Source organism: Micromonospora sp. NPDC047644, assembly GCF_040704315.1.
GTDB lineage: Bacteria > Actinomycetota > Actinomycetes > Mycobacteriales > Micromonosporaceae > Micromonospora.
This window is the reverse complement of the sequence record NZ_JBEYSY010000011.1, coordinates 147824-172748: the sequence shown is the minus strand read 5'-3', so window position 1 is coordinate 172748 and position 24925 is coordinate 147824. Positions and strand designations below refer to the sequence as shown.

The following is a 24925-nucleotide window of genomic DNA, read 5'->3' as shown; positions in this document are numbered from 1 at the left end:
CAGCGCGCGTCGTCGAATCAGGCCTCTACCTGGAGATCGATGACGCGCTCCGCCCGCGAGCCGTCACGCAGCGTCGTCGGCAAGTTGACGCTGCTTACGCCAACGGATGCCGGCCTCGATGAAATCGTCGAGGTCGCCGTCGAAGACCCCGCTCGGATTGCCGGTCTCCTGCTCGGTTCGGAGATCCTTCACCATCTGATACGGGTGCAGGACGTAGGAGCGCATCTGGTCGCCCCACGAGCTCGTGCCGCCGCTCTTCAGGCCGGCCATCTTCTCTTCCTCCTCCTGGCGCTTGCGCTCCAGGAGCCGGGCCTGGAGCACCCGCAGGGCGGAGGCCTTGTTCTGCAACTGGGACTTCTCGTTCTGGCAGGTCACCACGATGCCGGTCGGGATGTGCGTCAGGCGCACCGCCGAGTCGGTGGTGTTGACGCTCTGCCCACCCGGCCCGGAGGAACGGTAGACATCGACCCGAACCTCGTTCTCGGGGATGTCGATGTGGTCGGTCTGCTCGGTGACCGGCAGAACCTCGACGCCCGCGAAGCTGGTCTGCCGACGCCCCTGGTTGTCGAACGGGCTGATCCGGACCAGACGGTGCGTGCCCGACTCGACGCTGAGCGTGCCGTACGCGTACGGCACCTTGACCGCGAAGGTGGCCGACTTCAGGCCCGCCTCCTCGGCGTACGACGTCTCGTAGACCTCGGTGGGGTAGCCGTGCCGCTCCGCCCAGCGCAGGTACATCCGCAGCAGCATCTCGGCGAAGTCCGCGGCGTCCACACCGCCCGCGCCGGCCCGGATGGCGACCAGCGCCTCCCGGGAGTCGTACTCGCCGGAGAGCAGGGTGCGGACCTCCATCTCCTGGATGGCCTTGGTCAGCCCGGTGATCTCCGACTCGACCTCGGTCAGCACACCCGGGTCGGCCTCGGCCTCGGCCAGTTCCAGCAGCACCTGGGCGTCGTCGAGGCCGGAGCGCAGGCTGCCCAACTTGCTGATCTCGCCGTTGACGTACGACAGCTGCGAGGTCACCTGCTGGGCCTTGGCCTGGTCGTCCCACAGATCGGGGGCGGAGGCCTCCTGCTCCAAGCGAGCCTTGTCCTCGTGGAGCCGGTCGAGGTTGAGGACGGCCTCGATGTTTCGCAGGGTCGCGTCGAGTTCCTTGAGCTGTTCGGCGTAATCGGCAGCGGTCACGACAGACAAGGGTACTGTGCCGCAGGGGGTGCAGCTCGTCGCCTGGGCGTGAACCCGCTGTTCGTCACCCGACGGGGGCGGACTTCAACCACGACAGGGCCGCGCGGTGGTAGGCGACGGCGAACTCCAGCGCGCTGGCGTCGTACGTCTCGCCGTCCCGTTTGGCGTTCTTCACCTGCTCCCGGACCTGGGCGAGGGCCTCGGTGTGGTATTCGTTGGCCGAGGCGTACAGGCCCTTGAGCTGGCTGGCGGAGTGCAGGTTGCCGAACGCCATCCGGAGCGCTATCGGGTTGCGGATGGTGTCCCGCCCCGGGTTCTCCGCGAGCCAGCGGGAAAACGTCCGTTTTCCGCTGGCGGTGAGTGCGTAGGGCTGGCTCATCCGCGGGCCCGGCTTGCCGAGCCGCACGAAACCCCGCTCAGCCAGCACCGGCAACTCGCGGTACACCTGACTGCGGGTCATCGACCAGTACGGCGCCAATCGGCGCTCAGCGGCGGCCATCAACTGACCGCCTGTCATCGGGCCCTCGTGGAGGAGGCCGAGCAGGGCCGCCGCCGTAGGGTTGACTCCGGAATCCGCCATGGCCACTACGCTGCCACTTTGCGCACCCGGCGTCCAGGATTTGCCGGTTTGCCACCCGACAGGACTTCCTAAGTGCACTGTCGGCGGCAGACTGTCCGTTGAGGACTATCGATGGATTGCCACATTCCGGCCATCCCGCCGGCGGCGCCCACGCGCCGCCGGCGGTCGTCGCCGGTCAGCCCATGTGGGGGTACGTGTGGTCGGTCGGCGGCACGAAGGTCTCCTTGATCGTCCGCGGGGAGACCCAGCGGACCAGGTTCAGCCAGGAGCCGGCCTTGTCGTTGGTGCCGCTGGCGCGGGCGCCACCGAAGGGCTGCTGCCCGACCACCGCGCCGGTCGGCTTGTCGTTGATGTAGAAGTTGCCGGCCGCGTACCGCATCCGCTCACCGACCGACTCGACGACCCGGCGGTCGGTGGCGAACACCGATCCGGTCAGCGCGTACGGGGCGATCGACTCCGCCTGCGCGACGACCTCGTCGAAGCGGGCGTCGTCGAACACGTGCACGCCCAGGATCGGGCCGAAGTACTCCGTGGTGAAGGTCTCGTGAGCGGCGTCGCCGCACTCGAAGAGCGTCGGTCGCACGAAGTAGCCGACCGAGTCGTCGGCCGTGCCACCGGCCAGCACCCGGCAGCTGTCGTCACCGGCGATCAGCTCCAGCGCGGCGGTGTGCCGGGCAAACGCCTTGTCGTCGATGACCGCGCCGCCGAAGTTGCCGAAGTCGGCCACGTCACCGTAGGTCAGCGAGTCGGCGGTGGCGGCCAGCCGGTCCCGCAGCCCACCCTCCCAGATCGAGCGCGGCACGTACGCCCGCGAGGCCGCCGAGCACTTCTGACCCTGGTACTCGTACGCGCCACGGATCAGCGCGGTGTGCAGCGCGTCCACGTCGGCGCTGGTGTGCGCGACGACGAAGTCCTTGCCGCCGGTCTCGCCGACCAGGCGTGGGTAGCCCCGGTAACGCGAGATGTTGTCGCCCACGGTCCGCCACAGCTGCTGGAAGACCTTCGTCGAACCGGTGAAGTGGATGCCCGCCAGATCCGGGTCGGCGAGCACGACGTCCGAGACCTCCTCGCCCCGGCCGGTGACCATGTTGATCACGCCGGGCGGCAGGCCGGCGGCCTCGAACAGCCGCATCGTGAAGTGCGCGGCGAACTGCTGGGTCGGGCCCGGCTTCCAGACCACGGTGTTGCCCAGCAGGGCCGGCGCCGACGGCAGGTTGCCGGCGATGGCGGTGAAGTTGAACGGGGTCACCGCGTAGACGAAGCCCTCCAGCGGGCGGTGGTCGAAGCGGTTCCAGACGCCGGGCGACGATGCCGGCTGCTCCTCGATCAGGCGACGCGCGAAGTGCACGTTGAACCGCAGGAAGTCGATGAACTCGCACGCCGCGTCGATCTCCGCCTGGATCGCGGTCTTCGACTGACCGAGCATGGTGGCGGCGTTGAGCGTGTCCCGCCAGGGGCCGGCCAGCAGCTCGGCGGCGCGCAGGAAGATCGCGGCGCGCTCCTCGAAGGGCAGCGCCCGCCACATCGGCGCGGCGTCCTTGGCCGCCCTGGTCGCGGCGCGCGCGTCGTCGTGGGTGGCGTGCCCGGTCACCCCCAGCACGTGGGCGTGCTTGTGCGGCTGCACCACGTTGATCGGGTCACCGCCGGCCATCCGCTGCTCACCGCCGATGGTCATCGGCAGGTCGATGCGCTCGGCAGCGAGCTCGGTCAGCCGCCGTTGGAGCCGGTCCCGGTCGGGGCTGCCCGGCTCGTAGTTACGAACCGGCTCGTTGCGCGGCTCGGGAACGGAGAACACGGCATCCATCAAGGCTCCTGGCGATCTCGACAGCAGTGGCGAAACCGGACCCGCAGGCACCGACCGGATGGCCGGACACCGGACGCCGCACGGGAGGGCCGAGCAGCGGCGGGACCTCCCCTGATTCTCCCACGGCGGGCCACGCGACCCACTTCCGCCACCGCCCTGAGCCAAGGACCGCCCCACCCCTCCTCTCCTTACCGACCGGCCTCGATCCGTCCCACCGTCCCGGGGCGACAGGCAGCCCAGCGGGCCCGCGTACCCTGAATGGCCGGTGACCTGCCGCCTCGAAGGGGAGACGATGACCAAGCAGCCCGGCCGCGTCCCGGCCGCCGAGTCGGACGAGCCGGCGGTCGACGCGGCCAGCGCGGGCAGTCGGCCGCTGCCCGCCCCCGGCGCCGCAGTGCTCGCGCTGCTGGCGCTCGGCTGGCTGGCCGCCATGCTCTGGTCCACCCGGGAGGCCATCACCTCGGCGGCGGCCGGAGTCACCGCGATCAGTCTCTCCGCGTTCGCCCTGCCCGGCGTGATCTCGGCCGCGCTGGTGGCCGGGGCGGCCGTCGCGCTGGCCGCCGGCAACCTGCTGGCCCGCCGGTACGGCGACTGGGCCACCCTGCGCTTCGCCGGTGCGATCGGCGGCGGCATGCTGGTCGGGCTCGCCGCCGCGGTGGCCATCAACCTGACCTACTTCGACACGTCCACCACCAACGTGATCGCGGGCACCACGGCGGCCGCGGCGATCATCGGCGGCGCGCTGGCCGGCGCGCGGAACGCCCCGGCGATCGGTGCCGTGGTCACCGCCGCGCTGGGCACGCTGATCTTCGTGGTCGCGTTCAGCCGCGCCCGGGACCCGCTGTTCGACCTCTTCAGCTCCGGCGACAGCCAGGAGTCGCTGATCAACGCAGCCAAGTGGGTGTCCCGTACCGAATCGCTCGTCGCCGGGCTGCTCGCCGGGCTCCTGGCCTTCGGCTACCTGACCTGGGCGCGGCGTCGAGCCGTCCGCCGCGACCCCGAGGCACCGACGCTGCGCTGGCCGGCCTACCTGTTGGCCGGCGCCGGCCCGGGGCTCCTCCTGCTGCTGGCCGAGGTGATCATCAGGGTCGGCGGCCGGTCGCTGCTCGACCTCGCCAGCGCGCTCAGTGAGGCGGACGCGGTAGCCCAGACCTCGCTGGGCACCTCGCGGGTCGACAACGGCATCTGGGTGCTCTTCGTGGGGGCGCTGACCGCGCTCATCGCGTTCGGCCGCACGCTCGGCCCCGCCCACAGCGACGACGACGAGCCCGCCCCGAACCGCGTCGCGGACCAGGCCGACCCGGCGGACGACAAGCCGGGCTACGCCACGGCGTTCGACGCCGACCCAGCCGAGACCTTCGACGCACCGGAAACGCCCGACGCCGACGCCGACCCGGCAAAGGCAGACCCGGCGCGCTAGGCCGTGTCTTCAAAGGTTCACAACCATTGAAGTAGCGCGGCGATGGTGACGGTGGCCTGGAACGACGTTGCGGTCTTGTCGTAGCGGGTCGCGACGCTGCGGCACTGCTTGAGCCGGTTGAAGCACCGTTCGACGACGTTGCGCTGTTTGTAGAGCTGCTTGTCGAACACCGGTGGCCTGCCGCCACGGCTACCGCGTCGGTGGCGGTTGGCCTGCTGGTCGGCGCGCTCAGGGATCGTGTGTCCGATGCCGCGTCGGCGCAGGCAATCGCGGATGGCCTTCGAGCTGTAGCCCTTGTCGGCGATGACATGGTCTGGGCGGACCCGAGGTCGGCCGGGTCCCGACCGCTCGACCCGGATGGCGGCCATGACGTGGGTGAAGCGGGTGCAGTCGTTGACGTTGCCGCCGGTGAGCACGAACGCCAGTGTCCGACCCAGGCCGTCGCAGGCGAGGTGAATCTTGGTGGTCAGTCCACCTCGACTTCGACCGAGGGCGTGATCTTGTGGTTCGTCCGTTTCTCGGCGCCCCCTTTAGCGCCAGCGGCATGCTGGTGGGCCCGCACGATCGTCGAGTCGACCGAGACCAGCCAGTCGATGTCCCCGGCGGCGTCCGCGTCGGCCTGGACCCCGGCGAGCATCCGCTCGAACGTGCCATCAAGGGCCCACCTGCGGAAACGGGTATAGATCGACTGCCACGAACCGTAGCGGGAAGGCACGTCCCGCCACGCCGCCCCGGCCCGGATCTTCCACACGATCCCGTTGAGGACCCGCCGGTCATCGGCACGCGGCCGACCACCAGTCACCGCCGACGGCAGATACCTCGACAGCGTTTCCCACTCGACGTCAGACAACTCGTAGCGACGACCCACGCGCTACATCATCCGACACCAAGATCCTTTGAAGACACTGCCTAGGCCGTTTCTTCCCCGGTCGCAGCCCTCCTCCCCGGTCGATCATGGAGTTGTGGTGGGCGGTTCACCCGCTTTTGCGGCTTGTGTCCACCACCACAACTGCATGATCGAGGGCCGGGGGGCAGCTCGGGCCGTCTGGGCTGGGGTACCCGGTCAGTCGGTGGCGCGGAGAAGCTGGTCCAGCTCGGTCACGTCGTACCACTCCAGCTCGTGATCTTCGGCGCTGTCGACGGTGAACTGGGCGTCCGGGTCACCAGCCGCCGCCTCGGCCACCACGTCGGCAGCCGCACCGACCTCCTCGGCCGCGTCCGCGCCGTCCACGTGGATGGCCGCGACGGCACGCACCGGCACGGCGTCGGTCAACGTCACCGAGCTGGAGCCCAGCTCACCGTCGCCGCGCCCGACCGCAGCCGACGGCAGGTCGACCGAGACGACGACCCGACGGCGGGGAGCGGTCGGATCAGCCCGAAGCAGGTGCAGGGCATCCTGGGCCGCACGGGTGAAGGCGACGTACTCCAACTCCTCCTCGTCGCCCTCGGCGTACCACTCGCGAAGCGCCGGAGTCACGGCGTGCGCCTCGTCGGCGGCCAGCCCCTCCTCGCGAAGGCGGGCCAGCATCGGTACGGTCGCCGGCACGTACACCCGGACAAGCTCGTCGGTCACCGGTCGTCTCCCCGCATCGTCCTCCACCGGCGGCCGCCGGCACGGGCGCAGATCATGCCGCACGCCGTGACCGTCATACACCCCGCCTCCGGCCGGAGGAAGTTTCCAACCGGTGTGTCCCGCGCGGGTTGATCCGCCACCGAACCGGTGCGGCGCTGGGCGGCGGGGTCTGTCGGTGGCAAACTGAGCCAAACGACATCAACCCCGGGAGTCTCTGTGGAGCCCAGGTTCCTGCTGCTCTCCGACGTGGCCGCCGAGCTCAACGTGTCGGATTCGCAGGTCTACCACATGGTGCGCAGCGGTGAACTGCCGGCGATCAAGATCGGCGGGCGAGGCCAGTGGCGCGTCGAGCGCGCTCGGCTGGAGGAGTACATAGCCCGCAAATACGACGAGACGGCAGACTGGGTGCAGAGCAACCCACTCGTCGACCGCGACCCCGAGTAGCAGAGCCCCTGGCCCACCCGTCCATCCCGCGCGCCGAGCCCCGCTGGAGCCCGCTGCGCCCGCTGCGCCCGCTGCGCCCGCTGCGCCCGCTGCGGGCATGATCGACTCGGTTTCGCGGAAGTCGGGGCGTTGGGGCCGCTCGGACACCGCGTTGTCACGGAACCCGAGTGGATCATGCCCTTTGTTGGGCCGAAGTCAGCGTGGAGCCATTGACCGGGGCCACTCCGCCGCTCAGAATCAAGCTTGTCGGAGGCAAACGTAGGCAAACGCAAGATCAAAAGGGGCCAAGATGAGCGGAGCGCGACCCGGTCCTTCCCGACCACCAGTGCGGCTACGCCCCGTTCCGCCCTTCGACCCGCCCTACCTGGACGAGAGCGACGGGTCGTACTGGCCGGGGCCGACCGATGGTCAGCTCGCCCTCGACCTCTTCGCCTCCAGCCGGCCCAGCCCGGTCCGGCCGGCGGAGCGGCGAGCAGCCCTGCGCCCGGTGCCCGACCGGTCCACCACCCACCCGATCGCGTCGTTGCCGCCGTCGACCGCACCGGAAACCACCCGGGCCGCGCACCGCTTCGTCGGCACCTGCCTGGAGGTGGTCAACGGCTACCGTTCGCCGACCCAGGTGCGAGCGCTGCTCGACCCGGCCCGGGCGGGCGACCTGCTGACCGAGCTCGCCCGCGCGTCCGGCCGGGCCGGGACATCGCGCCGCCGGAGCGGCCGACCGCTGGTCCGACTGCTACGCCTGCGGGTCTGCGAGCCGCGGGAGGCCGCAGTGGAGGCGGCAGCCGTCCTCACCGGCGCGGCCGGCCGCAGCTGGGCGATGGCCCTGCGCCTCGAACATCGGCGGGGCCGCTGGCTCTGCGTCGCCCTGCACGTGCTCTGACCCAACCTGCCCCGGTCGGTGGCGAGGCTCACAAGACACCGACGGGCCCCGGCCTGGTCGGCCGGGACCCGTCGGTCAGACGCTGTCGGTGCAGCTGCTGTTGGTCAGTTGCCGCCGTTGGGCGCGCCGTGGCAGCGCTTGTACTTGCGGCCCGAGCCACACGGGCACGGCGCGTTGCGGGACGGGCCGTTGCTGGCCTCCGCCTGGTTCGGTGCCGGCCGACGGGCAGCAGCCGACGGAACAGCCGGGCCACGCAGCCCGGATGCCGGCCGCTGCGGCGCGGACGGCGCGCTCCGCCCCGGTGCCGCCGGAGCACCCGGAGCCGGTCGGCCCACACCGAGCGCCGGTGCCTGCTGCTCGGCCTGCTCCACGGCGACCGCGCCCGGGCTGGCCTCACCGTCGATGGTGGGCGCGGAGTATTGCAGGCCCTGCCGCCGCGGCGCCTGGTTGAGGCCCTTGGCCCGGATCTCCACCGGCTTGTCGAGCAGGGTGACCTCGTCGGCCCCCTCCTCCGGCTCCGGTTCGGTCACCTGGACGTCGATGTTGTAGAGGAAACCGACGGTCTCCTCCTTGATGCCGTCCATCATGCTGGCGAACATGTCGAAGCCCTCGCGCTGGTATTCCACCACCGGGTCGCGCTGGGCGTACGCCCGGAGGTTGATGCCCTCCTGGAGGTAGTCCATCTCGTAGAGGTGCTCGCGCCACTTGCGGTCGATGACCTGGAGCAGCACCATCCGCTCGAGCTGGCGCACACCCTCGGTGCCGAGCTGCTCCTCACGCCGGTCGTACGCGGCGTTGGCGTCGTCCTTGAGGCGGGCGACCAGGAAGTCGGCGTCCATGCCGGCCCGGGAGCCACCGGCTTCCTCTTCCAACTCCTCGATCGTCACGCCGACCGGGTAGAGCTGCTTGAGGCTGGACCAGAGCTGCTCAAGGTCCCAGTCTTCGCCGTAGCCGTCAGAGGTGGCGCCCCGCACGTACGCCTCGACGGTCTCGTCGATCATGTTGCGGACCTGGTCGGAGAGGTCTTCACCGTTGAGCACCCGGAGCCGCTCGGCGTAGACGACCTGGCGCTGCTTGTTGAGCACCTCGTCGTACTTGAGCACGTTCTTGCGGATCTCGGCGTTCTGACCCTCGATCTGGGCCTGGGCGCTCTTGATCTGCCGGGTGACCATCTTCGACTCGATGGGCACGTCCTCCGGGATGTTGAAGCGCTCCATCACCGCCTCGACCGCTCCGGCCCGGAAGCGCCGCATCAGCTCGTCCTGAAGGGACAGGTAGAAGCGGGACTCGCCCGGGTCGCCCTGCCGGCCGGCACGACCACGCAGCTGGTTGTCGATCCGCCGGGACTCGTGCCGCTCGGTGCCCAGCACGTAGAGGCCACCGGCGGCCGAGACCTCTTCCGCCTCGGTGTCGCAGGCCTGCTTCCAGGTCGGAAGGACCTCCTCCATCGCCTTGGCGTACTCTTCCTCGTTTTCCAGCGGGTCGAGGCCGCGCTGGCGCAGCTCGCTCGCGGCGAGGAACTCGGCGTTGCCACCGAGCAGGATGTCGGTGCCGCGGCCGGCCATGTTGGTGGCGACGGTGACCGCGCCCTTACGCCCGGCCTGGGCGACGATCTCGGCCTCCCGGGCGTGGAACTTGGCGTTCAACACGTTGTGCGGGATGCCACGACGGCGCAGCAGCTGGGAGAGGATCTCGGAGTTTTCCACCGAGACGGTGCCCACCAGCACCGGCTGACCCAGCTGGTGCCGCTCGGCGATGTCCTCGATGACGGCGTTGAACTTGGCCTTCTCGGTCTTGTAGATCACGTCCGGACGGTCCTCGCGAACCATCGGGCGGTGGGTCGGGATGGTCACGACGCCGACCTTGTAGACCTTGTTGAACTCGCTCGCCTCGGTCTGCGCCGTACCGGTCATCCCGGACAGCTTCTCGTAGAGGCGGAAGTAGTTCTGGAGGGTGATGGTGGCCAGGGTCTGGTTCTCCTGCTTGATCTCCACCCCCTCCTTGGCCTCGATCGCCTGGTGCATGCCCTCGTTGTAGCGACGGCCGTGCAGGATGCGACCGGTGAACTCATCGACGATCAGGACCTCACCGTCGCTGACGATGTAGTCCTTGTCGCGCTTGTAGAGCTCCTTGGCCTTGATGGCGTTGTTGAGGTAGCCGACCAGCGGGGTGTTCACCGACTCGTACAGGTTGTCGATGCCGAGCCGGTCCTCGACCTTGGCGACACCTCGTTCGGTCACCGCGATGGTGCGCTTGGAGTGGTCGACCTCGTAGTCGCCCTCGCCGTCGGTGCCGGGCTGGAGTCGGGCCACCACGCCGGCGAACTCGCCGTACCAGCGGGCGGAGTGCTCGGCCGGGCCGGAGATGATCAGCGGGGTGCGGGCCTCGTCGATCAGGATGGAGTCGACCTCGTCGACCACCGCGAAGTTGTGCCCGCGCTGCACCAACTCTTCCTTCGACCAGGCCATGTTGTCGCGCAGGTAGTCGAAGCCGAACTCGTTGTTGGTGCCGTAGGTGATGTCGCACTCGTAGGCGGCCTTGTGCTCACTCGCCGGCCGGTTGGGCAGCACCACGCCGACAGTCAGCCCGAGGAACTCGTGCACCCGGCCCATCCACGCCGCGTCACGCTGGGCGAGGTAGTCGTTGACCGTGATCACGTGGACGCCCTTGCCGGAAAGCGCGTTGAGGTAGACGGCCATGACCGAGGTCAGCGTCTTACCCTCACCGGTCTTCATCTCGGCGATGTTGCCGAAGTGCAGCGCCGCGCCGCCCATCACCTGGACGTCGTACGGGCGCTGGCCGAGCACCCTCGCAGCCGCCTCTCGGGCCACCGCGAACGCCTCCGGCAGCAGGTCGTCGAGGGTCTCACCCTCCTCGAGCCGCTCTCGGAACTGTTCGGTCATGCCGGCCAGTTCCTCGTCGGTGAGGTTGATGTAGTCGTCCTCGATCGAGCTGACGGCATTGGCGATCGCCTTGAGGCGGCGCACCATGCGGCCCTCGCCCGCGTTAAGGACCTTTTCCAGAATCGACACGGATCAACGCTCCCCTAGACAGTCTCGACCCATCGTAGGCGCTCCATCGGCGCGATGGTCACTGGTGGCGGTGCTCGACCCCGCCGAACCCGACATAACTCGCGTCCTGCACACGCCCCAAACGTTATCCGGTTACGCCGTCGGCGAACGCTACGGCAGGATGCACGGGTGGAGCTCGTGGAGATCATCGAGGACGGCGTGCTGCTGCGGCCCTGGCGGGAGACGGATGCCGAGGCCGTGCACCGGGCCTGCCAGGACCCGGACATTCAGCGTTGGACCACCGTACCGCGCCCGTACCGGCCGGAACACGCTCACGGATTTGTCACCGAGATGAGCCGGAAGGCCTGGGCCGAGGGCACCGGAGCACCGTTCGCGGTGTGCGACCCAGACACCGGGGAGCTGCTGGGCTCCAACGGGCTCGTCTCGATCGACGGGAACGGTACCGGTGAGATCGGCTATTGGACGGCGCCGTGGGCGCGTGGTCGAGGCGTGACGGTCCGGGCCACCCGGGCGGTGGCCCGCTGGTCCTTCGACACCCTCGGGCTTCGCCGGCTCATCTGGCAGGCCGAGGTGGGCAACCACGCCTCCCGGCTGGTGGCCCTCCGGGCGGGCTTCCGGATCGACGGCCGGTTGCGGCTGGCCGACCCGGCGCTGGCCGGCAGCGCGGACGGCAGCGCGGACGGCTGGATCGGCTCGCTGCTGCCCGGCGAGGTGCCGGCCGCCGGGTCGACCGGTCCGGCCGGACCGGGCACCCTCGCCGCCCGGCGGGCCGCCGTCTTCGGCCGCCCGCAGCCCGTTCTGTTCGCCGAGACCGGGGCCGGCGAACTGCGGCTGCGGCCCATGGAGGAGAAGGACCTGGACGCGGTGGTGCAGACCTGCCGGGACCCGGAGACCATCCGCTGGACGACCGTGCCGGACCCGTACGACCGCGCCGACGCGGAGGGCTACCAGGCGTACGGCCGCGACTCCTGGGCTCGGGGGGACGCCGCCTGCTTCATGATCGCCGACGCCGACGACCGGTACGTGGGGACGCTCGACCTGCGGCTGTCCCCCACCGACCCGCTGGTGGCCGACACCGGCTTCATGATCGCGCCGGCGGTCCGGGGCCGGGGCTACCTGCCCGCCGCGCTGGTCGCGCTCAGCGCCTGGGGCTTCAGCACGTTGGGCCTGGCGCGGATCGAGTGGAAGGCGAACGTGGGCAACACCGCCTCCCGGCGAGCAGCGGAGAAGGCGGGCTTCGTGATCGAGGGGACCGCCCGGGGTGGCGTGCAGCACCGGGGCGAGCGGGTGGACGTGTGGATCGGGGCGCTGCTCGCGAAGGATCTGGGATGACCATGCGGCCGGTGGTCGAGGCGCACGGTGTGCGGCTGCGTCCCTTCCGCCCGCAGGACAGCGCCGACGTCGTCGACGGCTGCGCGGATGCGCTGACCCAGCGGTTCGTGTCGAACCTCCCGACGCCGTACACCGAGGCCGACGCCCGCTGGTGGATCGACGTCGGCGCCCCGGCGGCCTGGACCGGCGGCGGCACGGCGTACGCCGTCGCGGACCCCACGACCGATCGGCTGCTCGGCGCGGTGGGGCTGAACAATCCGGTGCCCGCCCGGGGTCAGCTGGAGATCGGCTACTGGATGCGGCCGGCGGCCCGCGGTCGGGGGCTGGCCACCGCCGCGACCCGCGTGCTGAGCGAGCACGCGTTCGCCGAAGGGGCGGCCCGGCTGGAACTGCTCACCGAACCGGAGAACGGTCCGAGCCAACGGGTCGCGCTGGCCGCCGGCTTCCGGTACGAGGGTCTGCGCCGGTCGGCCGGTGCCTCCCGCGACGCGGGCCGGCACGATCTGCTGGCCTGGGTACGCCTCGCCGGTGATCCGCCCGGCCCGGCCGCCCGGCTGCTGCCCGACCTGCCCGGCGGGGTGCTCACCGACCAGGTGGTGGCGCTGCGCCCGCTCGCGCCGGACGACGCGGCGCTGATGTACCGGTTGCACAGCCGACCCGAGGTGGTGGCGAACCAGGCGCCGCCGGTGCCGCCGACCCGCGAGGCGATCGAGCGGCGCTGTCGTCTCGCGCAGAGCGGCTGGCTGACCGGCGAGATCGCCAGGCTGATGATCACTGACGTGGCCAGCGGCGAGCCCGTGGGCAGTTGCGGCTTGTCGTACACCGACGTGGCCGCCGGCGAGGCGTCGGTCGGCTACGCGTTGCTGCCGGACTGGCGCGGCCGGGGGTACGCGACCCGGGCAGTCCGGTTGCTCGCGGGCTGGGCGTTCGGCTCGGCCGGTATCGCCCGGCTGTCGGCCGGCACGGTGCCGGACAACACCGCGTCGCACCGGGTGCTGGAGCGGGTCGGTTTTCGGCGCGAGGCAGTGCAGCGCGGCCGACTGCCCGGACTGGCCGGTGCCCGCCTGGACGACCTGACCTTCGGGTTGCTGCCCGCCGACCTTCGCTGACCGGTACCGTGGGGTTGTGATGGGGAGTCCCACCACAACCCCACGAGCTGCCGGTCAGGTGGCGAGGGAGATGATGCCGTAGTCGTACGCGTGGCGTCGGTAGACGACGCTGGGGCGGCCGGACTCCTTGTCCTGGAAAAGGTAGAAGTCGTGGCCGACCAGTTCCATCTCGAACAATGCGTCGTCGATGGTCATCGGCTCAGCCGGGTGGACCTTCTCCCGGGCGATGTGCCACGGCTGGTCGTCCTGCTCCTCTTCGACCCGCTCGGCGACGGCGGTGCCGGCGCGGGCGCCGTCGCTCGGCGCGCTCAGCGCGTTGGGCACCAGGTCCGCGACCGGCAGGCCCGCTGTCGCCTCGGCGACGGAGATCGGCGCGTGCCGCCCCCGGTGTACGCGGCGACGGTCGGCCGCGCGGCGCAGCCGGGTGTCGAGCTTCGCGATGGCCGCGTCGAGCGCGCTGTAGAAGTCGTTGGTGCAGGCTTCGGCCCGAATCACCGGGCCCCGGGAAACGCAGGTGATCTCCACCCGCTGGCAGTGGTCGGCTTGGCGCGGATTGCGCTCGTGAAACAGCTCGACATCAACGCGAATAAGTTTGTGGTCGTAGCGTTCGATCTTCGCGAGTTTCTCGGCTACGTGTACCCGGTAATGGTCCGGCACTTCGACGTTCCGGCCCTTGACCACGATGTCCACGTGACCTCCCTTGTTCGGACGGTCTTCGATCCGGTTGCCCGGCCGCGCGCCGTGGGGAGACCCGCTGGCGTCGACCGGTTGGTACGGCTACGCCTCCTCTCACCGCCGAGGGTGGTGGGAACGACCTCCTACCCCCGACAGCGAAACGCTAACTCCTGTTTGCCCGGCAGTCACCCCATGTTGCCGAGACGACCCAGGATTTTTCGCAGCTCGTACACCAACGGGTGAAACGGAAACACAATGGGTTACGACTGGTGTCTTTTCTCGGTCGCCGCGAGCACCGCCGCGACACCCGGTGCCCATCCGGTCGCGGTCAGCACCCGGGTCGCGGCGGCGAGGGTCACGCCGGTGGTGACGATGTCGTCGAGCAGCACCACGACCGGTGCCGCAGCCCCGGCACGACCCCGGACCGGCCCCGTCGGGCGGGGCTGGAAGGCCGCCTCGGCCGCCGCCGCGCGCCCGGCGCTGTCCAGGGTGACCGAGTCGGGCCGGGGCGACGCCCGCAGCGGACGGTGCACCCGCGCCGCCCAACCGCTGCGGTTGAGCCGGGCCGCGCAGTGCCGGGCCAGCCGGTCGAGGTGGTCTCCGTAGCGGGACCGGGCCGCCGCCGCGGTGTCCGGGACCGGAACCAACGCCACCGGACGGGCCCCACCGACGGCCGCCGCGACGACCTCGGCGAGCAGCGCGCCGAGCGGGCGGGCAAGCCCGTGTCGGCCATGTTCCTTGTACGCCAGCAGGGCCTCGCGCAGCGGTCCCGCGTACGGGCCGAGAGCGACGCAGGACGGCAGGCCCGGCGGTGCGGGGGTGGGGCGGACCGTTCGTGGCCGCAGGGCGTCCAGCGCCACGACACAGGCTGGGCAGACCCCGTGCCGCAGGCCGGGTCGGCGCTCCCGACAACCGGCGCAGTCGGCGGGCAGCACCAGGTCGGCGAGGTCCGCCCAGAGCCCGCTCACCGTGTCAGTAGAGGAAGAAGGGCGCCGACGGGTTGCTCGGCCGGACACCGGCCGGCACCGGGGCGATGTCGCGTACCCGGCCGGGCTCGATCCGTTCGAACGGGCTGCTGCGGTAGGCCACCCCGTTCGCCTCGTACATGTACGCCCCGCTGGGCGTCCGCACACTGCGGTTGGTCGGGTACGCGGTCAGGTGGCTGACCTTGGCGCCGAGGTCGGTCCGTAGCGGCGTCTCCAGGGCGCCGTCGACACTGATCTCGTAGATCGCCGGCTGGCCGACCGACCCCGCCACCACCAACTGGTCCTCCCTGCCCCAGTCGACCGCCGTCGGGTTGGTCAGCGAGGTGACCAACTCTCGGGGCGGGCCGACGGAGGCTCCGCCGCCGTCGAGGTTGACCGCGGCGACGTAGAGGCGGCCGCCGGCGATCAGCGCCACCCGCTGGCCGTCCAACGCGGCGGCCACCGCGGTGACCGCGGCGGAGGGCAGGTTGAGCGGCACCGGATACATCCGGGCCGCCTCGTCGAACCGGTAGAGCTGCCCGTCGGCAACCACCAGACCGCGGCTGGGACGGTTGTCGACAGTACGCAGCCAGACCGGCCGCCCGATCGAGGAGAATTCGGCGCCGCTGCGGCTGACCACGGAGACCGGGTCGGCACCCGTGCCCACGGCGAGTCGGTACCGGTTCTTGCCGCTGCCGGCGACCACCATCGCGGCGAGGATCCGGCGGTCCTTGGCCAGCCCGAGGCTGGCGGAGACGACGTTACGGTTGGCCTCGGGCGTCAACGGCACCGTGCCGCTGGGCTCGCCGTCGAAGTCGAGTGGGTGGATCGCGCCGTCGTAGACGCCGAACCGCTGCGGGCTGGCGGCGTACGGGTAGAGCACCCGGGCGTCTCGGCGCTCGCCCAGGTCCACCACGGGCTGCGCGTTGTTGCGGATCTTCACCTCGAGCTGACCGGTGAGGTCCCCCAGCGACCAGGCGATCTGCGTGATCAACTGATCGATCCCGCTCTGGTCGTCCCCGGACATGTCCAGGTTGACCTCCCACCGACCGTTGCCGCCGGTGGCATTGTTGATCAGCTCGGTGCGGTCCGGTAGCCCGACGACTCCCGGGCGCAACCAGTCGGAGGGGCCACCGACCAGCCACTTCACCACCTCGTTGACCTGCCGCTCGACCGGCACCGCCTGCGGTCGGTAGCGCTGGTCAGGCACCAGGCGGCTGCGGTCCGAACTCCAGAAGTAGATCGTCTCGTCCTGGTAGTACTCCCGCAGGGCGGTGTCGCTGAGCAGCAGCACGTTGGGCGGGTTGATGACGTAGAGGCCGGCCCGGTCGTCGTTCACACCGCCGTTGAAGGACGCGCTGCGCAGGCCGAACTCGTACTCCGTCTCGGTCGCCACCGGTGGAGCCAGGATGCCGTTGGTCCGCAGCACCCCGAGCTGCTGCACGGCGATCTTGACGGTCGTGGTCGAGTCGCTGTTGAGGGTGTAGACCGCCTCGCGCAGCCGGACCACGTTCAGCGCGACCTCGCTGCCCTTCTTGTCCTGTAGGCGAGTCTTGTCCTCCGGGGCGACGAACGCCTTGACCCGCTCGTACGCCCGATCCGGCTCGCCGGCGGCGGCGGACAGGAAGTTGCGGACGAACGTCTCGTTGACGCTGCCGCTGGCCGTCCGCGTCGGTGGCTCACTGCCCCGGCTGATCACACCGGCCTCGGTCGCGGCGCTGCCCTTGCCGTCCACCCGCACGTCGGATGCCGCCGGAATGCCACAGCCGGCGCCCAGCAGCACCATCACGCCGAAAGTTCCGAGCAGAGTCGGCCGTCTCACGAGCGCACCTCCGTCCGCTGCCCGTCCCCGGCCGGAGCCGGGCCGATCGCCAGTGCCCCGCCGGTGCCGGGACCGATGGCCAGTGGCCCACCGTCGCGGGGTCCGCCGAACGGCAGGGCGGCGTCGGCCGGCACCAGCCGCAGCGGTGAGGTGGTCAGCCGATCGCCCGCGCGGGCCGGCAGGGTGAGTCGGAACTGCGCGCCCTGCCCGGGAGCACCCCACGCCTCCAGCCAGCCGCCGTGCAGCCGTGCGTCCTCCAGGCTGATCGACAGGCCCAGCCCGGTGCCCCCGGTCTGCCGGGCCCGCGACGGGTCGGCCCGCCAGAACCGGTTGAACACCAGCTTCTCCTCGCCCACCTTCAGCCCCACACCGTGGTCGCGGACCGTGATCGCCACGGCGGTCTCGTCGATGCCGAGCGTGATCAGCACCGGGCGGGCCTCGCCGTGCTCGACGGCGTTGCCGACCAGGTTGCGCAACACCCGCTCGACCCGGCGCGGGTCGACCTCGGCGATGACCGGGGTGCCCGGCAGGTCGAGTTCGATCGGTACGCCCACCCGCTCGGCCAGGCCCGACAGCCGGTCGACCACCCGGTGCACCACCGGCACCAGATCGGTCGGCTCGGAATCCAGCATGGCGAAGCCCGCGTCGAACCGACTGATCTCCAGCAGGTCGGTGAGCAGCTCCTCGAAGCGGTCCAACTCGGCCTGGAGCAGCTCGGCGCTGCGGGCGACCGCCGGATCGAACTCGTCGCGCTCAGCGAAGATGAGGTCGGCGGCCATCCGCACCGTGGTCAACGGGGTACGCAGCTCGTGGGAGACGTCCGAGGTGAAGCGGCGCTGCAACCGGGACATCTCTTCCAGGCGCAGGATCTGCCGTTGCAGGTTGGTGGCCATCTGGTTGAACGACGCGGCGAGCAGGGCCAGGTCGTCCTCGCCGTTGACCACCATCCGCTGGTCGAGAAGGCCGGCGGAGAGCCGCTGGGCGGTTCGCGCGGCGACCCGGACCGGGTTGACCACCAGCCGGGTGACAAGCGCCGCGAGCAACCCGAGCAGGATCACCAGCGCGACCCCGGTGGCCACCACCGTGGCGCGGGCGTCGGCGGCGGTGACGTCCTGCCGGCCCAGCGGGACCAGGTAGTAGAGCTCGATCTGGCCGAAGCGGGTGGGCACCGGCGAGCCGTACACCAGGTATTTGGTGGTCTCGCCGGTGAGTCGCCCGGTGCGGATCTGACTGGCCACCTTGCCGTCTGCGATCGCGGCCCGCAGCTCGGGGCTGATCAGCGACTGGACGTTCGCCGACGGGGAGGTGCGCGTCTGGATGTCGTTGGGGTAGTCGTCGGCGGTGATCGCCACCACCACCCCGCTGGTCTGCTGGGGGTCGCCGCCGGCCAGGTAGTTGACAGTGCCGTCGATGGTCTCCTGGAGCTGGGCCTCCTGCGGCTGCCCGTAGAAGGAGACCTGCTTGGCCGCGTAGCTGGCGCCGCTCGTCACCCGCTGCCGGACGTCGCTGCGCGCGCTGTCGAGCAGGATCGTGGTGATCTTGTCAGCGATCAGGACCGCGAACCCGCCGACCAGCAGACTGGACGCGACCAGCGTGATGGTCACGACCCGAACCTGGAGCGAGCGCCGCCAGGTCTGATGTGCCCGACCCACCGCGCGAGCGACCCGCCCACTCACCGCACGCCAGAACTCCCCGCCGGCGCTGGGCCGGCGGGCAGCCGTACTCGGGGAGGGTGGGGGCGGCGAGGTCGACACAGTGCGACCAGGCTATCCGGTCCCCGCCTTGTAACCCACGCCCCGCACGGTGAGGATGATTTCCGGTCGCTCCGGGTCTGGTTCGATCTTGGCCCGCAACCGCTGGACGTGCACGTTGACCAGACGGGTGTCGGCCGCGTGGCGGTAGCCCCAGACCTGTTCGAGCAGCACCTCGCGGGTGAAGACCTGACGTGGCTTGCGGGCGAGCGCGACCAGCAGGTCGAACTCCAGCGGCGTCAGCTTCACCTCCTCGTCGTTGCGACTCACCGTGTGCGCGGGCACGTCGATGGTGATCTGGTTGTCCGGCGGCCCGATGGTCAGCATCTCCGGGGCCACGTCCTCGCCTCGGCGCAGTCGGGCCCGCATCCGGGCCACCAGCTCCTTGGGCTTGAACGGCTTGACCACGTAGTCGTCGGCGCCGGATTCCAGGCCGAGCACGACGTCGACGGTGTCGCTCTTGGCGGTCAGCATGACGATGGGCACGCCCGACTCCGCCCGGATCGACCTGGCGACGTCGATCCCGCTCATTCCGGGAAGCATCAGGTCAAGCAGCACTATATCGGGACGACTGTCGCGAAAAGCGGCCAACGCCCGCTCGCCGTCCGCCACAAAGGAAGGCAGGAAACCCTCACTGCGCAGCACGATGCCGAGCATCTCGGCGAGCGCGGGGTCATCGTCGACCACCAGTACGCGGGCTCTCATGGGATTAATATTGCATCCTCATTCAATTCGGTGGGACCGGCGTCGCCGGCAACGCTCCGCGCCGCCGTCGAACCGGGTGGCCACGGCCCGCGGCGGCGGCGCCACGTGCTGCGGAGCCTGGGCGCACGGATGGCCGCAGGGCCAGGCTGCCACCATGATCCCCCTTCGGCGCCGCCCGGCGCCACCGCAAGCCGGAGCGATCCGGCTGTCGCCATCCGGACGGCGGTCAGCCGAACAGCCCACTCCCCCAGTGTTCCCCGCCGTCGCGCACCCCGGGCGGGCAGGCGAACACCCCGCTGGAGACGTGTCGCAGGTACTCGTTCATCACGTCGTGCCGGGCCAACTGCGTCTGGATCGGCACGAACTGACGGCGTGGATCACGCTGGTAGGCGATGAAGAAGAGGCCCGCGTCGAGCCGGCCGAGGCCGTCCGAGCCGTCGACGAAGTTGTAACCCCGGCGGAGCAGTTGGGCCCCGCCGTTGCGGCTCGGGTGGGCCAGCGTGACATGGGCGTGCTCGGCGATCACCGGCTTCCCGTCCGCGCCACGGGCGGCGAAGTCGGGCTCGTCGAACTCGTCGCCGCGACCCAACGGCGCGCCGCTGCCCTTGGCCCGGCCGACGATCTCCTCCTGCTCGGCGAGGGAGGTCCGGTCCCAGGTCTCCACCAGCATCCGGATCTTGCGGGTCACCAGGTACGAGCCGCCGGCCATCCAGTCCGGCCCATCGCCCGGCTGCACCCACAACTGGTCGCGCAGCAGGTCGGTGTCCTCGGCCTTGAGATTGGCCGTGCCGTCCTTGAACCCGAAGAGATTGCGCGCGGTGGCCTGCTCCCGCGTCGTCGACGAGGTGCGGCCGAAGCCGAGCTGCGACCAGCGGACGCTCACCACACCCATGCCCAGCCGGGCCAGGTTGCGGATCGCGTGCACCGCCACCTGCGGGTCGTTGGAGCAGGCCTGGACGCAGAGGTCGCCGCCGGAAAGCTGCGGCTGCACCGCGTCGCCGGGAAATTTCGGCAGCTCGGCGAGGGCGGCAGGACGACGCTCGGCGAGGCCGAAGCGGTCCCGTCCGTCGGCATCGCGGAACAGCGTCGGCCCGAAACCGATGGTGAGGGTGAGCTGGGAGGGAGGCAGACCGAGCGCTTCACCGGTGTCGTCCGGTGGGGCCTCCGGCATCCCGCCGACCGCACCCAGCACCCCGGCGTCGCGCCCCGCGGTCATCCGGGCGGCGGCGGCCGTCCACTCTTCGAGCAGTTCGACGAGCCGGGCCCGGTCCTTGGTGATCACGTCGAAGGCCACGAAGTGCAGCCGGTCCTGTGCCGGGGTGACGATGCCGGCCTGGTGCTCTCCGTGGAACGGCACCGCCCCGGCCGGGTGGTCGCTCGCCGCGGCCGGGCCGTGGGAACCGTTCACCATCGCCCCCACGCCGACCGCCGCACCGGCGACCCCGGCCACCCCGGCGCCGGCGAGCGTGATCGCCCGCCGCCGGGTCAACCTGCTCCCGCTCATCCGTCCCCCTGAGGTCCGGTCACTTCGCGACGGCCGCGGCGACCTTGCTGATCGGCTCGGCGAGCGCGTTGATCCCGTCGGAGAGTTCCTTGAGCTCGGCCTTGCTCAGCGCGGTGTGCAGCTTCCACCCGTCGCCGTCGCGGTGCTTGCCGAGCAGACCCTCGACGTTCGTGAACTCGGCGTCCAGCTGAGTGACCAGCTCCGGCGAGCGCTGCTGCAACGCGGGCCGCAGGGCGGACACGGCGGCCTTGGAACCTTCGAGGTTGGCGGCGAAGTCCCACAGGTCGGTGTGCGAGTAGCGGTCCTCCTCGCCGGTGATCTTGCCGCTGGCCACCTCGTCGAGCAGCTCCTTGGCACCGTTGGCGAGCTGGAGCGGGGAGAGCTTCTCGGCGTTCGCCTTGGCCACGATCTCCTTGACGTCCACCAGCAGGCGGTCGGCGATCGGGCCGTCCTTGCTGATGTCGCCGGACTGCCAGAGGTCCTTCTCGATCCGGTGGAAGCCGGTGAACTCCATCCCCTCCTCGAGGACCTCCTCGCGGCCGTCGATCTTGGGGTCGAGGTCGCCGAAGATCTCCGCCACCGGCTCGATCCGCTCCCAGTAGGTGCGGGCGACCGGGTAGAGCGCCTTGGACCTCGCCACGTCACCGGCCTTGACCGCGCCGACGAACTCCTCGGTCTTGTCCAACAGCGCGCTGGTCTGGCTCTTCACGTACCGCTGGTAGTTGTCCGTGGCGTCACCCAGCGCGGCGTCGGCGGTGAGCGGCTGCGCCGACCCGCTGACCTTGAGCGCGCCCCGGATGCCCTTGCCGCTCATCCCCGGCTTGCAGGCCGTCTGGTACGTGCCGGCCGGCAGCTCCACGTGCAGCTCGCGGCTCAGCCCCGGCGCGATGTTCTCCACCTCGCCCATCACCCGGTCGCCGTCGGCGTACACGTAGAACTCGGTCACCTTCGCGCCCGAATTGGTGATCTTGAAGGTGGCGGTGCCGGCGCCCAGGTCGGTCGAGCCGACCTCACAGGCGGTGTCGCTGGCCTTGACCACGATCGGTCCGCCGGACCCGGCCGAGTCGACCTTGTCGGAGTCGGAGCAGGCGGCCAGACCGGCCGTGGCCAGCACGCCGGCGGCGGCCAGCGCGAAGAACTGGGTGGTACGCATCTGAGCTGTCTCTCCTCGTGGGTCAGGCACGCTGCGGCGTGGACGCCGCCTCGACCTCGGCGCCGGCGTCGGCCCCGCGCTCGGTGACGGTGGTGGTGGTCGCGGTGGGTGCCGGCTGACGCCGGGCCGGTCGCAGGAAGAGCAGGAGCACCGGTACGGCGTACGCGACCCAGGCGATCGTCTCCAGCACCGTGGGCGCGGGGGTCACGTTGAACATGCCGGCGAGCAGGGCCGCGTACCAGGTGCTCGGGTCGAGCACGCTGGTGATGTCGAAGGCCAGGTCGTTCAGGCCGGGCAGGACGCCGGCCTCCTGGAAGTCGTGCACGCCGTACTTGAGGATGCCGGCGGCGACCAGGATCAGCAGCGCGCCGGTCCAGGTGAAGAACTTGCTGAGGTTGATCCGCAGGGCGCTGGCGTAGAGCAGCACGCCGAGGACCACGGCGGTGACGATGCCGCCGGTCAACGCGAGCAGCGGGCCACTGTCGCCGGCCGCGCCCTGGGCGGCCGAGTAGAAGATCAGCGCCGTCTCCAGACCCTCGCGGATCACCGCGAGGAACGCCATCCCGGCGACGGCGAGAGACCCGACCGCCAGCGCCTCGGTGAGCTTGCCCCGCAGCTCGCCGGCGATGGTCCGGGCAGCCCGGCGCATCCAGAAGATCATCCAGGTCACGAAGACGACGGCGGCCACCGAGGTGATCGCCTCGAACAACTCCCGATCCTCGGATCGGGACAGCAGCGAGGTCGACGTGTACTCGATCAGCCAACCGAAGAGCACCGAGAGCGCCACGGCCAGGCCGACGCCCGCCCACACCTGCGGCAGCCGGTCTCGCCGCTGCGATTTCACCAGGAAGGCGACCAGGATGCTGACCACCAGGGTGGCTTCCAGCCCTTCCCGCAGACCGATCAGGTAGGTGGCGAACATCCGGGCTCCGAGTAGGTTAGGCACGCCTTGGCTGGCTTAGGGCAGGCTCACCTTCCTCCTGGTCAGAGCCGTCGTCAAGTCGTTCACGACAAGCTCACTCTGTCTCCGGCGAACTCCACTGTGCGAAGATCGCGCCGTGAGGGGATTCCTGCCGTGGTTGACGGTTCTGGCCGTGGTGCTGCTGCTCAGCGCACTACGCCTACGGGCACTGGCCACCATCGTCTCGCTCGGCTGGCTGGCCTGGTGCATCTGGACCTGGTTCCGCCCCACCCGCCGCCCCTAACCAACCCCCACCCCGGCCCCGCGCCCCGCGCCCCGCACCCCGCACCCCGCACCCCGCACCCCGCGCCCCGCGATCTTGCACTTTCTGCGGCGACATATCGCACCTAAAGCCGTGAATCTCCAACCGAAAGTGCAAGATCGCGGGAGCGCAGGGCGGGGCAGGGCGGGGCGGGGCAGGGCGGGGCGGGGCAGGGCGGGGCAGGGCGGGGACGACGAACCGGGCCGGCTGTGAACAGCCGGCCCGGTTCGGAGATGTCGATCAGTAGCGGTAGTGATCCGGCTTGAACGGACCCTCCGTGGAGACGCCGAGGTAGGCGGCCTGCTCCTTGGTCAGCGTGCTCAGCTTGGCGCCGAGTGCGCCGAGGTGCAGTCGGGCCACCTTCTCGTCCAGGTGCTTGGGCAGCACGTAGACGCCGATCGGGTACTCCTCGGTCTTGGTGAAGAGCTCGATCTGGGCGATCGTCTGGTTGGCGAACGAGTTCGACATGACGAAGCTCGGGTGCCCGGTCGCGTTGCCCAGGTTCAGCAGGCGACCCTCGGAGAGCACGATGATGGCGTGCCCGTCGGTGAAGCGCCACAGGTCGACCTGCGGCTTGATGTTGATCCGCTCGACGTCGGACCGCTTGGCCAGCCCGGCCATGTCGATCTCGTTGTCGAAGTGGCCGATGTTGCCGACGATGGCCTGGTGCTTCATCCGGGCCATGTGCTCGTTGGTGATGACGTCGAAGCAGCCGGTGGCGGTGATGAAGATGTCGGCCTGCTCGACAACGTCGTCCAGGGTGGCGACCTGGTAGCCGTCCATGGCGGCCTGCAACGCGCAGATCGGGTCCACCTCGGTCACCACGACCCGGGCACCCTGGCCGCGCAGCGACTCGGCGCAGCCCTTGCCCACGTCGCCGTAGCCCAGGACGACCGCCATCTTGCCGCCGATCAGCACGTCGGTGGCGCGGTTGATGCCGTCGATGAGCGAGTGCCGGCAGCCGTACTTGTTGTCGAACTTGCTCTTGGTCACCGAGTCGTTGACGTTGATGGCCGGGAAGAGCAGGGTGCCGGCCCGGTGCATCTCGTAGAGCCGGTGCACGCCGGTGGTGGTCTCCTCGGTCACGCCCTTGATGCCGCCGGCGATCCGGGTCCACCGCTGGCCGTCCTCGCCGAGCGAGCGGTGCAGCAGCTCGAGGATGACCGCGTACTCCTCGGAGTCGGCCGACTCGACCGGCGGAACCACCCCGGCCTTCTCGAACTCGGCGCCCTTGTGCACCAGCAGGGTGGCGTCGCCGCCGTCGTCGAGGATCATGTTGGGGCCCTGCCCGTCCGGCCAGGCGAGCACCTGCTCGGTGCACCACCAGTACTCCGGAAGGGTCTCGCCCTTCCAGGCGTACACCGGAACCCCGGCCGGAGCCTCGGGGGTGCCGTCCGGGCCGACGACGATCGCCGCGGCGGCGTGGTCCTGGGTGGAGAAGATGTTGCAGGACGCCCAGCGCACCTGCGCGCCGAGCGCGACCAACGTCTCGATCAGGACGGCGGTCTGGATGGTCATGTGCAGAGAGCCGGTGATCCGCGCGCCGGCGAGCGGCTGCGCCTCGGCGAACTCGCGACGGATCGCCATCAGGCCGGGCATCTCGTGCTCGGCGAGCTGGATCTCCTTACGCCCGAACTCGGCGAGCGACAGATCCGCCACCTTGAAGTCGCCGTCGGCGAGCGTGCTCGGCCGGGCCTCGGACGGCGTGCCGCTGGCGGACGCCGGGAGGGTGCTGGTCATGAAAGCTCCTGTCGAACGATGTCTGCGC

20 protein-coding genes and 1 pseudogene are annotated in these 24925 nt (G+C 70.6%); 6 read left to right on the top strand and 15 right to left on the bottom strand.

Annotated features, from left to right (window positions below):
* Nucleotides 1-63: 63 nt before the first annotated feature.
* The 3 genes from prfB to pruA all read right to left on the bottom strand — a co-directional run bounded on the left by prfB (nt 64) and on the right by pruA (nt 3569).
* On the bottom strand, nt 64-1185 hold the full coding sequence (gene prfB / locus AB0877_RS19730; protein WP_366610458.1) for a peptide chain release factor 2: 1122 nt from the start codon (nt 1183-1185) through the stop codon (nt 64-66).
* Nucleotides 1186-1249: 64 nt separating this feature from the next.
* Nucleotides 1250-1765 carry a PadR family transcriptional regulator gene (locus AB0877_RS19725; RefSeq protein ID WP_091393967.1) on the bottom strand — a complete coding sequence of 172 codons (516 nt, stop codon included), beginning with the start codon at nt 1763-1765 and terminating at the stop codon, nt 1250-1252.
* Between the two features lie 175 nt (nt 1766-1940).
* Nucleotides 1941-3569 (bottom strand): L-glutamate gamma-semialdehyde dehydrogenase, encoded by a 1629-nt coding sequence (gene pruA / locus AB0877_RS19720; RefSeq protein ID WP_366610457.1) that lies wholly within the window; start codon nt 3567-3569, stop codon nt 1941-1943.
* A gap of 292 nt (nt 3570-3861) precedes the next feature.
* On the opposite strand from pruA, the gene AB0877_RS19715 reads away from it, so the two are divergent.
* A complete protein-coding gene (locus AB0877_RS19715) occupies nt 3862-4989 on the top strand; it encodes a hypothetical protein (protein ID WP_366610456.1) in 1128 nt (375 codons plus the stop codon).
* A 17-nt stretch (nt 4990-5006) separates the two neighbouring features.
* Here AB0877_RS19715 and AB0877_RS19710 read toward each other — a convergent pair.
* Nucleotides 5007-5857 (bottom strand): annotated as a pseudogene (locus AB0877_RS19710) (IS5 family transposase).
* A gap of 195 nt (nt 5858-6052) precedes the next feature.
* The gene (locus AB0877_RS19705) at nt 6053-6562 is read right to left on the bottom strand and encodes a hypothetical protein (protein ID WP_366610454.1); all 510 of its coding nucleotides are present in this window, start codon (nt 6560-6562) and stop codon (nt 6053-6055) included.
* A 216-nt stretch (nt 6563-6778) separates the two neighbouring features.
* On the opposite strand from AB0877_RS19705, the gene AB0877_RS19700 reads away from it, so the two are divergent.
* Nucleotides 6779-7006 (top strand): helix-turn-helix domain-containing protein, encoded by a 228-nt coding sequence (locus tag AB0877_RS19700; protein WP_030490852.1) that lies wholly within the window; start codon nt 6779-6781, stop codon nt 7004-7006.
* Nucleotides 7007-7295: 289 nt separating this feature from the next.
* Nucleotides 7296-7886: an Rv3235 family protein gene (locus AB0877_RS19695; protein ID WP_366610452.1), complete on the top strand. Its 591-nt coding sequence runs from the start codon at nt 7296-7298 to the stop codon at nt 7884-7886.
* 104 nt (nt 7887-7990) lie between these two features.
* Here AB0877_RS19695 and secA read toward each other — a convergent pair whose 3' ends face one another.
* Nucleotides 7991-10918 (bottom strand): preprotein translocase subunit SecA, encoded by a 2928-nt coding sequence (gene secA, locus AB0877_RS19690; protein WP_366610451.1) that lies wholly within the window; start codon nt 10916-10918, stop codon nt 7991-7993.
* Between the two features lie 168 nt (nt 10919-11086).
* Between secA and AB0877_RS19685 the strand changes: the two genes are divergently transcribed.
* Together AB0877_RS19685 and AB0877_RS19680 are read left to right on the top strand one after the other, a co-directional pair.
* Nucleotides 11087-12250, top strand: a complete 1164-nt coding sequence (locus AB0877_RS19685; protein ID WP_366610450.1) for a GNAT family N-acetyltransferase — start codon at nt 11087-11089, stop codon at nt 12248-12250.
* Nucleotides 12251-12252: 2 nt separating this feature from the next.
* The gene (locus AB0877_RS19680) at nt 12253-13359 is read left to right on the top strand and encodes a GNAT family N-acetyltransferase (protein ID WP_366610626.1); all 1107 of its coding nucleotides are present in this window, start codon (nt 12253-12255) and stop codon (nt 13357-13359) included.
* Between the two features lie 54 nt (nt 13360-13413).
* On the opposite strand, the gene raiA is transcribed toward AB0877_RS19680, so the two are convergent.
* The 8 genes from raiA to efeU form a co-directional block, all read right to left on the bottom strand.
* Nucleotides 13414-14049 (bottom strand): ribosome-associated translation inhibitor RaiA, encoded by a 636-nt coding sequence (gene raiA / locus AB0877_RS19675; protein ID WP_366610449.1) that lies wholly within the window; start codon nt 14047-14049, stop codon nt 13414-13416.
* 245 nt (nt 14050-14294) lie between these two features.
* Nucleotides 14295-14969, bottom strand: a complete 675-nt coding sequence (locus AB0877_RS19670; protein ID WP_366610624.1) for a ComF family protein — start codon at nt 14967-14969, stop codon at nt 14295-14297.
* Nucleotides 14970-15006: 37 nt separating this feature from the next.
* Complete coding sequence (locus tag AB0877_RS19665) at nt 15007-16785, bottom strand: LpqB family beta-propeller domain-containing protein (protein ID WP_366610622.1); 1779 nt, start codon at nt 16783-16785, stop codon at nt 15007-15009.
* A 32-nt stretch (nt 16786-16817) separates the two neighbouring features.
* Nucleotides 16818-18575 (bottom strand): MtrAB system histidine kinase MtrB, encoded by a 1758-nt coding sequence (gene mtrB / locus AB0877_RS19660; protein WP_366610447.1) that lies wholly within the window; start codon nt 18573-18575, stop codon nt 16818-16820.
* 12 nt (nt 18576-18587) lie between these two features.
* Nucleotides 18588-19277, bottom strand: a complete 690-nt coding sequence (mtrA, locus tag AB0877_RS19655) for an MtrAB system response regulator MtrA (RefSeq protein ID WP_030331519.1) — start codon at nt 19275-19277, stop codon at nt 18588-18590.
* 226 nt (nt 19278-19503) lie between these two features.
* Complete coding sequence (efeB, locus tag AB0877_RS19650) at nt 19504-20781, bottom strand: iron uptake transporter deferrochelatase/peroxidase subunit (RefSeq protein ID WP_366610446.1); 1278 nt, start codon at nt 20779-20781, stop codon at nt 19504-19506.
* 19 nt (nt 20782-20800) lie between these two features.
* Nucleotides 20801-21934, bottom strand: a complete 1134-nt coding sequence (efeO, locus tag AB0877_RS19645; protein ID WP_366610444.1) for an iron uptake system protein EfeO — start codon at nt 21932-21934, stop codon at nt 20801-20803.
* 22 nt (nt 21935-21956) lie between these two features.
* Complete coding sequence (gene efeU / locus AB0877_RS19640; RefSeq protein ID WP_366610442.1) at nt 21957-22856, bottom strand: iron uptake transporter permease EfeU; 900 nt, start codon at nt 22854-22856, stop codon at nt 21957-21959.
* A 136-nt stretch (nt 22857-22992) separates the two neighbouring features.
* On the opposite strand from efeU, the gene AB0877_RS19635 reads away from it, so the two are divergent.
* Entirely contained in the window at nt 22993-23139 is a 147-nt protein-coding gene (locus tag AB0877_RS19635; RefSeq protein ID WP_366610441.1) for a hypothetical protein, read from the top strand.
* 258 nt (nt 23140-23397) lie between these two features.
* On the opposite strand, the gene ahcY is transcribed toward AB0877_RS19635, so the two are convergent.
* On the bottom strand, nt 23398-24897 hold the full coding sequence (ahcY, locus tag AB0877_RS19630) for an adenosylhomocysteinase (RefSeq protein ID WP_366610439.1): 1500 nt from the start codon (nt 24895-24897) through the stop codon (nt 23398-23400).
* Between the last annotated feature and the right edge of the window lie 28 nt (nt 24898-24925).

Bases quoted from the DNA above. Each gene is read 5' to 3' on its own strand.
- mtrA (WP_030331519.1), bottom strand. From the start codon at position 19,277: ATGAGAGCCCGCGTACTGGTGGTCGACGATGACCCCGCGCTCGCCGAG.
- AB0877_RS19695 (WP_366610452.1), top strand. From the start codon at position 7,296: ATGAGCGGAGCGCGACCCGGTCCTTCCCGACCACCAGTGCGGCTACGC.
- AB0877_RS19725 (WP_091393967.1), bottom strand. From the start codon at position 1,765: ATGGCGGATTCCGGAGTCAACCCTACGGCGGCGGCCCTGCTCGGCCTC.
- efeB (WP_366610446.1), bottom strand. From the start codon at position 20,781: ATGAGCGGGAGCAGGTTGACCCGGCGGCGGGCGATCACGCTCGCCGGC.
- AB0877_RS19665 (WP_366610622.1), bottom strand. From the start codon at position 16,785: ATGGTGCTGCTGGGCGCCGGCTGTGGCATTCCGGCGGCATCCGACGTG.
- ahcY (WP_366610439.1), bottom strand. From the start codon at position 24,897: ATGACCAGCACCCTCCCGGCGTCCGCCAGCGGCACGCCGTCCGAGGCC.
- AB0877_RS19715 (WP_366610456.1), top strand. From the start codon at position 3,862: ATGACCAAGCAGCCCGGCCGCGTCCCGGCCGCCGAGTCGGACGAGCCG.
- efeU (WP_366610442.1), bottom strand. From the start codon at position 22,856: ATGTTCGCCACCTACCTGATCGGTCTGCGGGAAGGGCTGGAAGCCACC.
- AB0877_RS19680 (WP_366610626.1), top strand. From the start codon at position 12,253: ATGCGGCCGGTGGTCGAGGCGCACGGTGTGCGGCTGCGTCCCTTCCGC.
- efeO (WP_366610444.1), bottom strand. From the start codon at position 21,934: ATGCGTACCACCCAGTTCTTCGCGCTGGCCGCCGCCGGCGTGCTGGCC.
- pruA (WP_366610457.1), bottom strand. From the start codon at position 3,569: ATGGATGCCGTGTTCTCCGTTCCCGAGCCGCGCAACGAGCCGGTTCGT.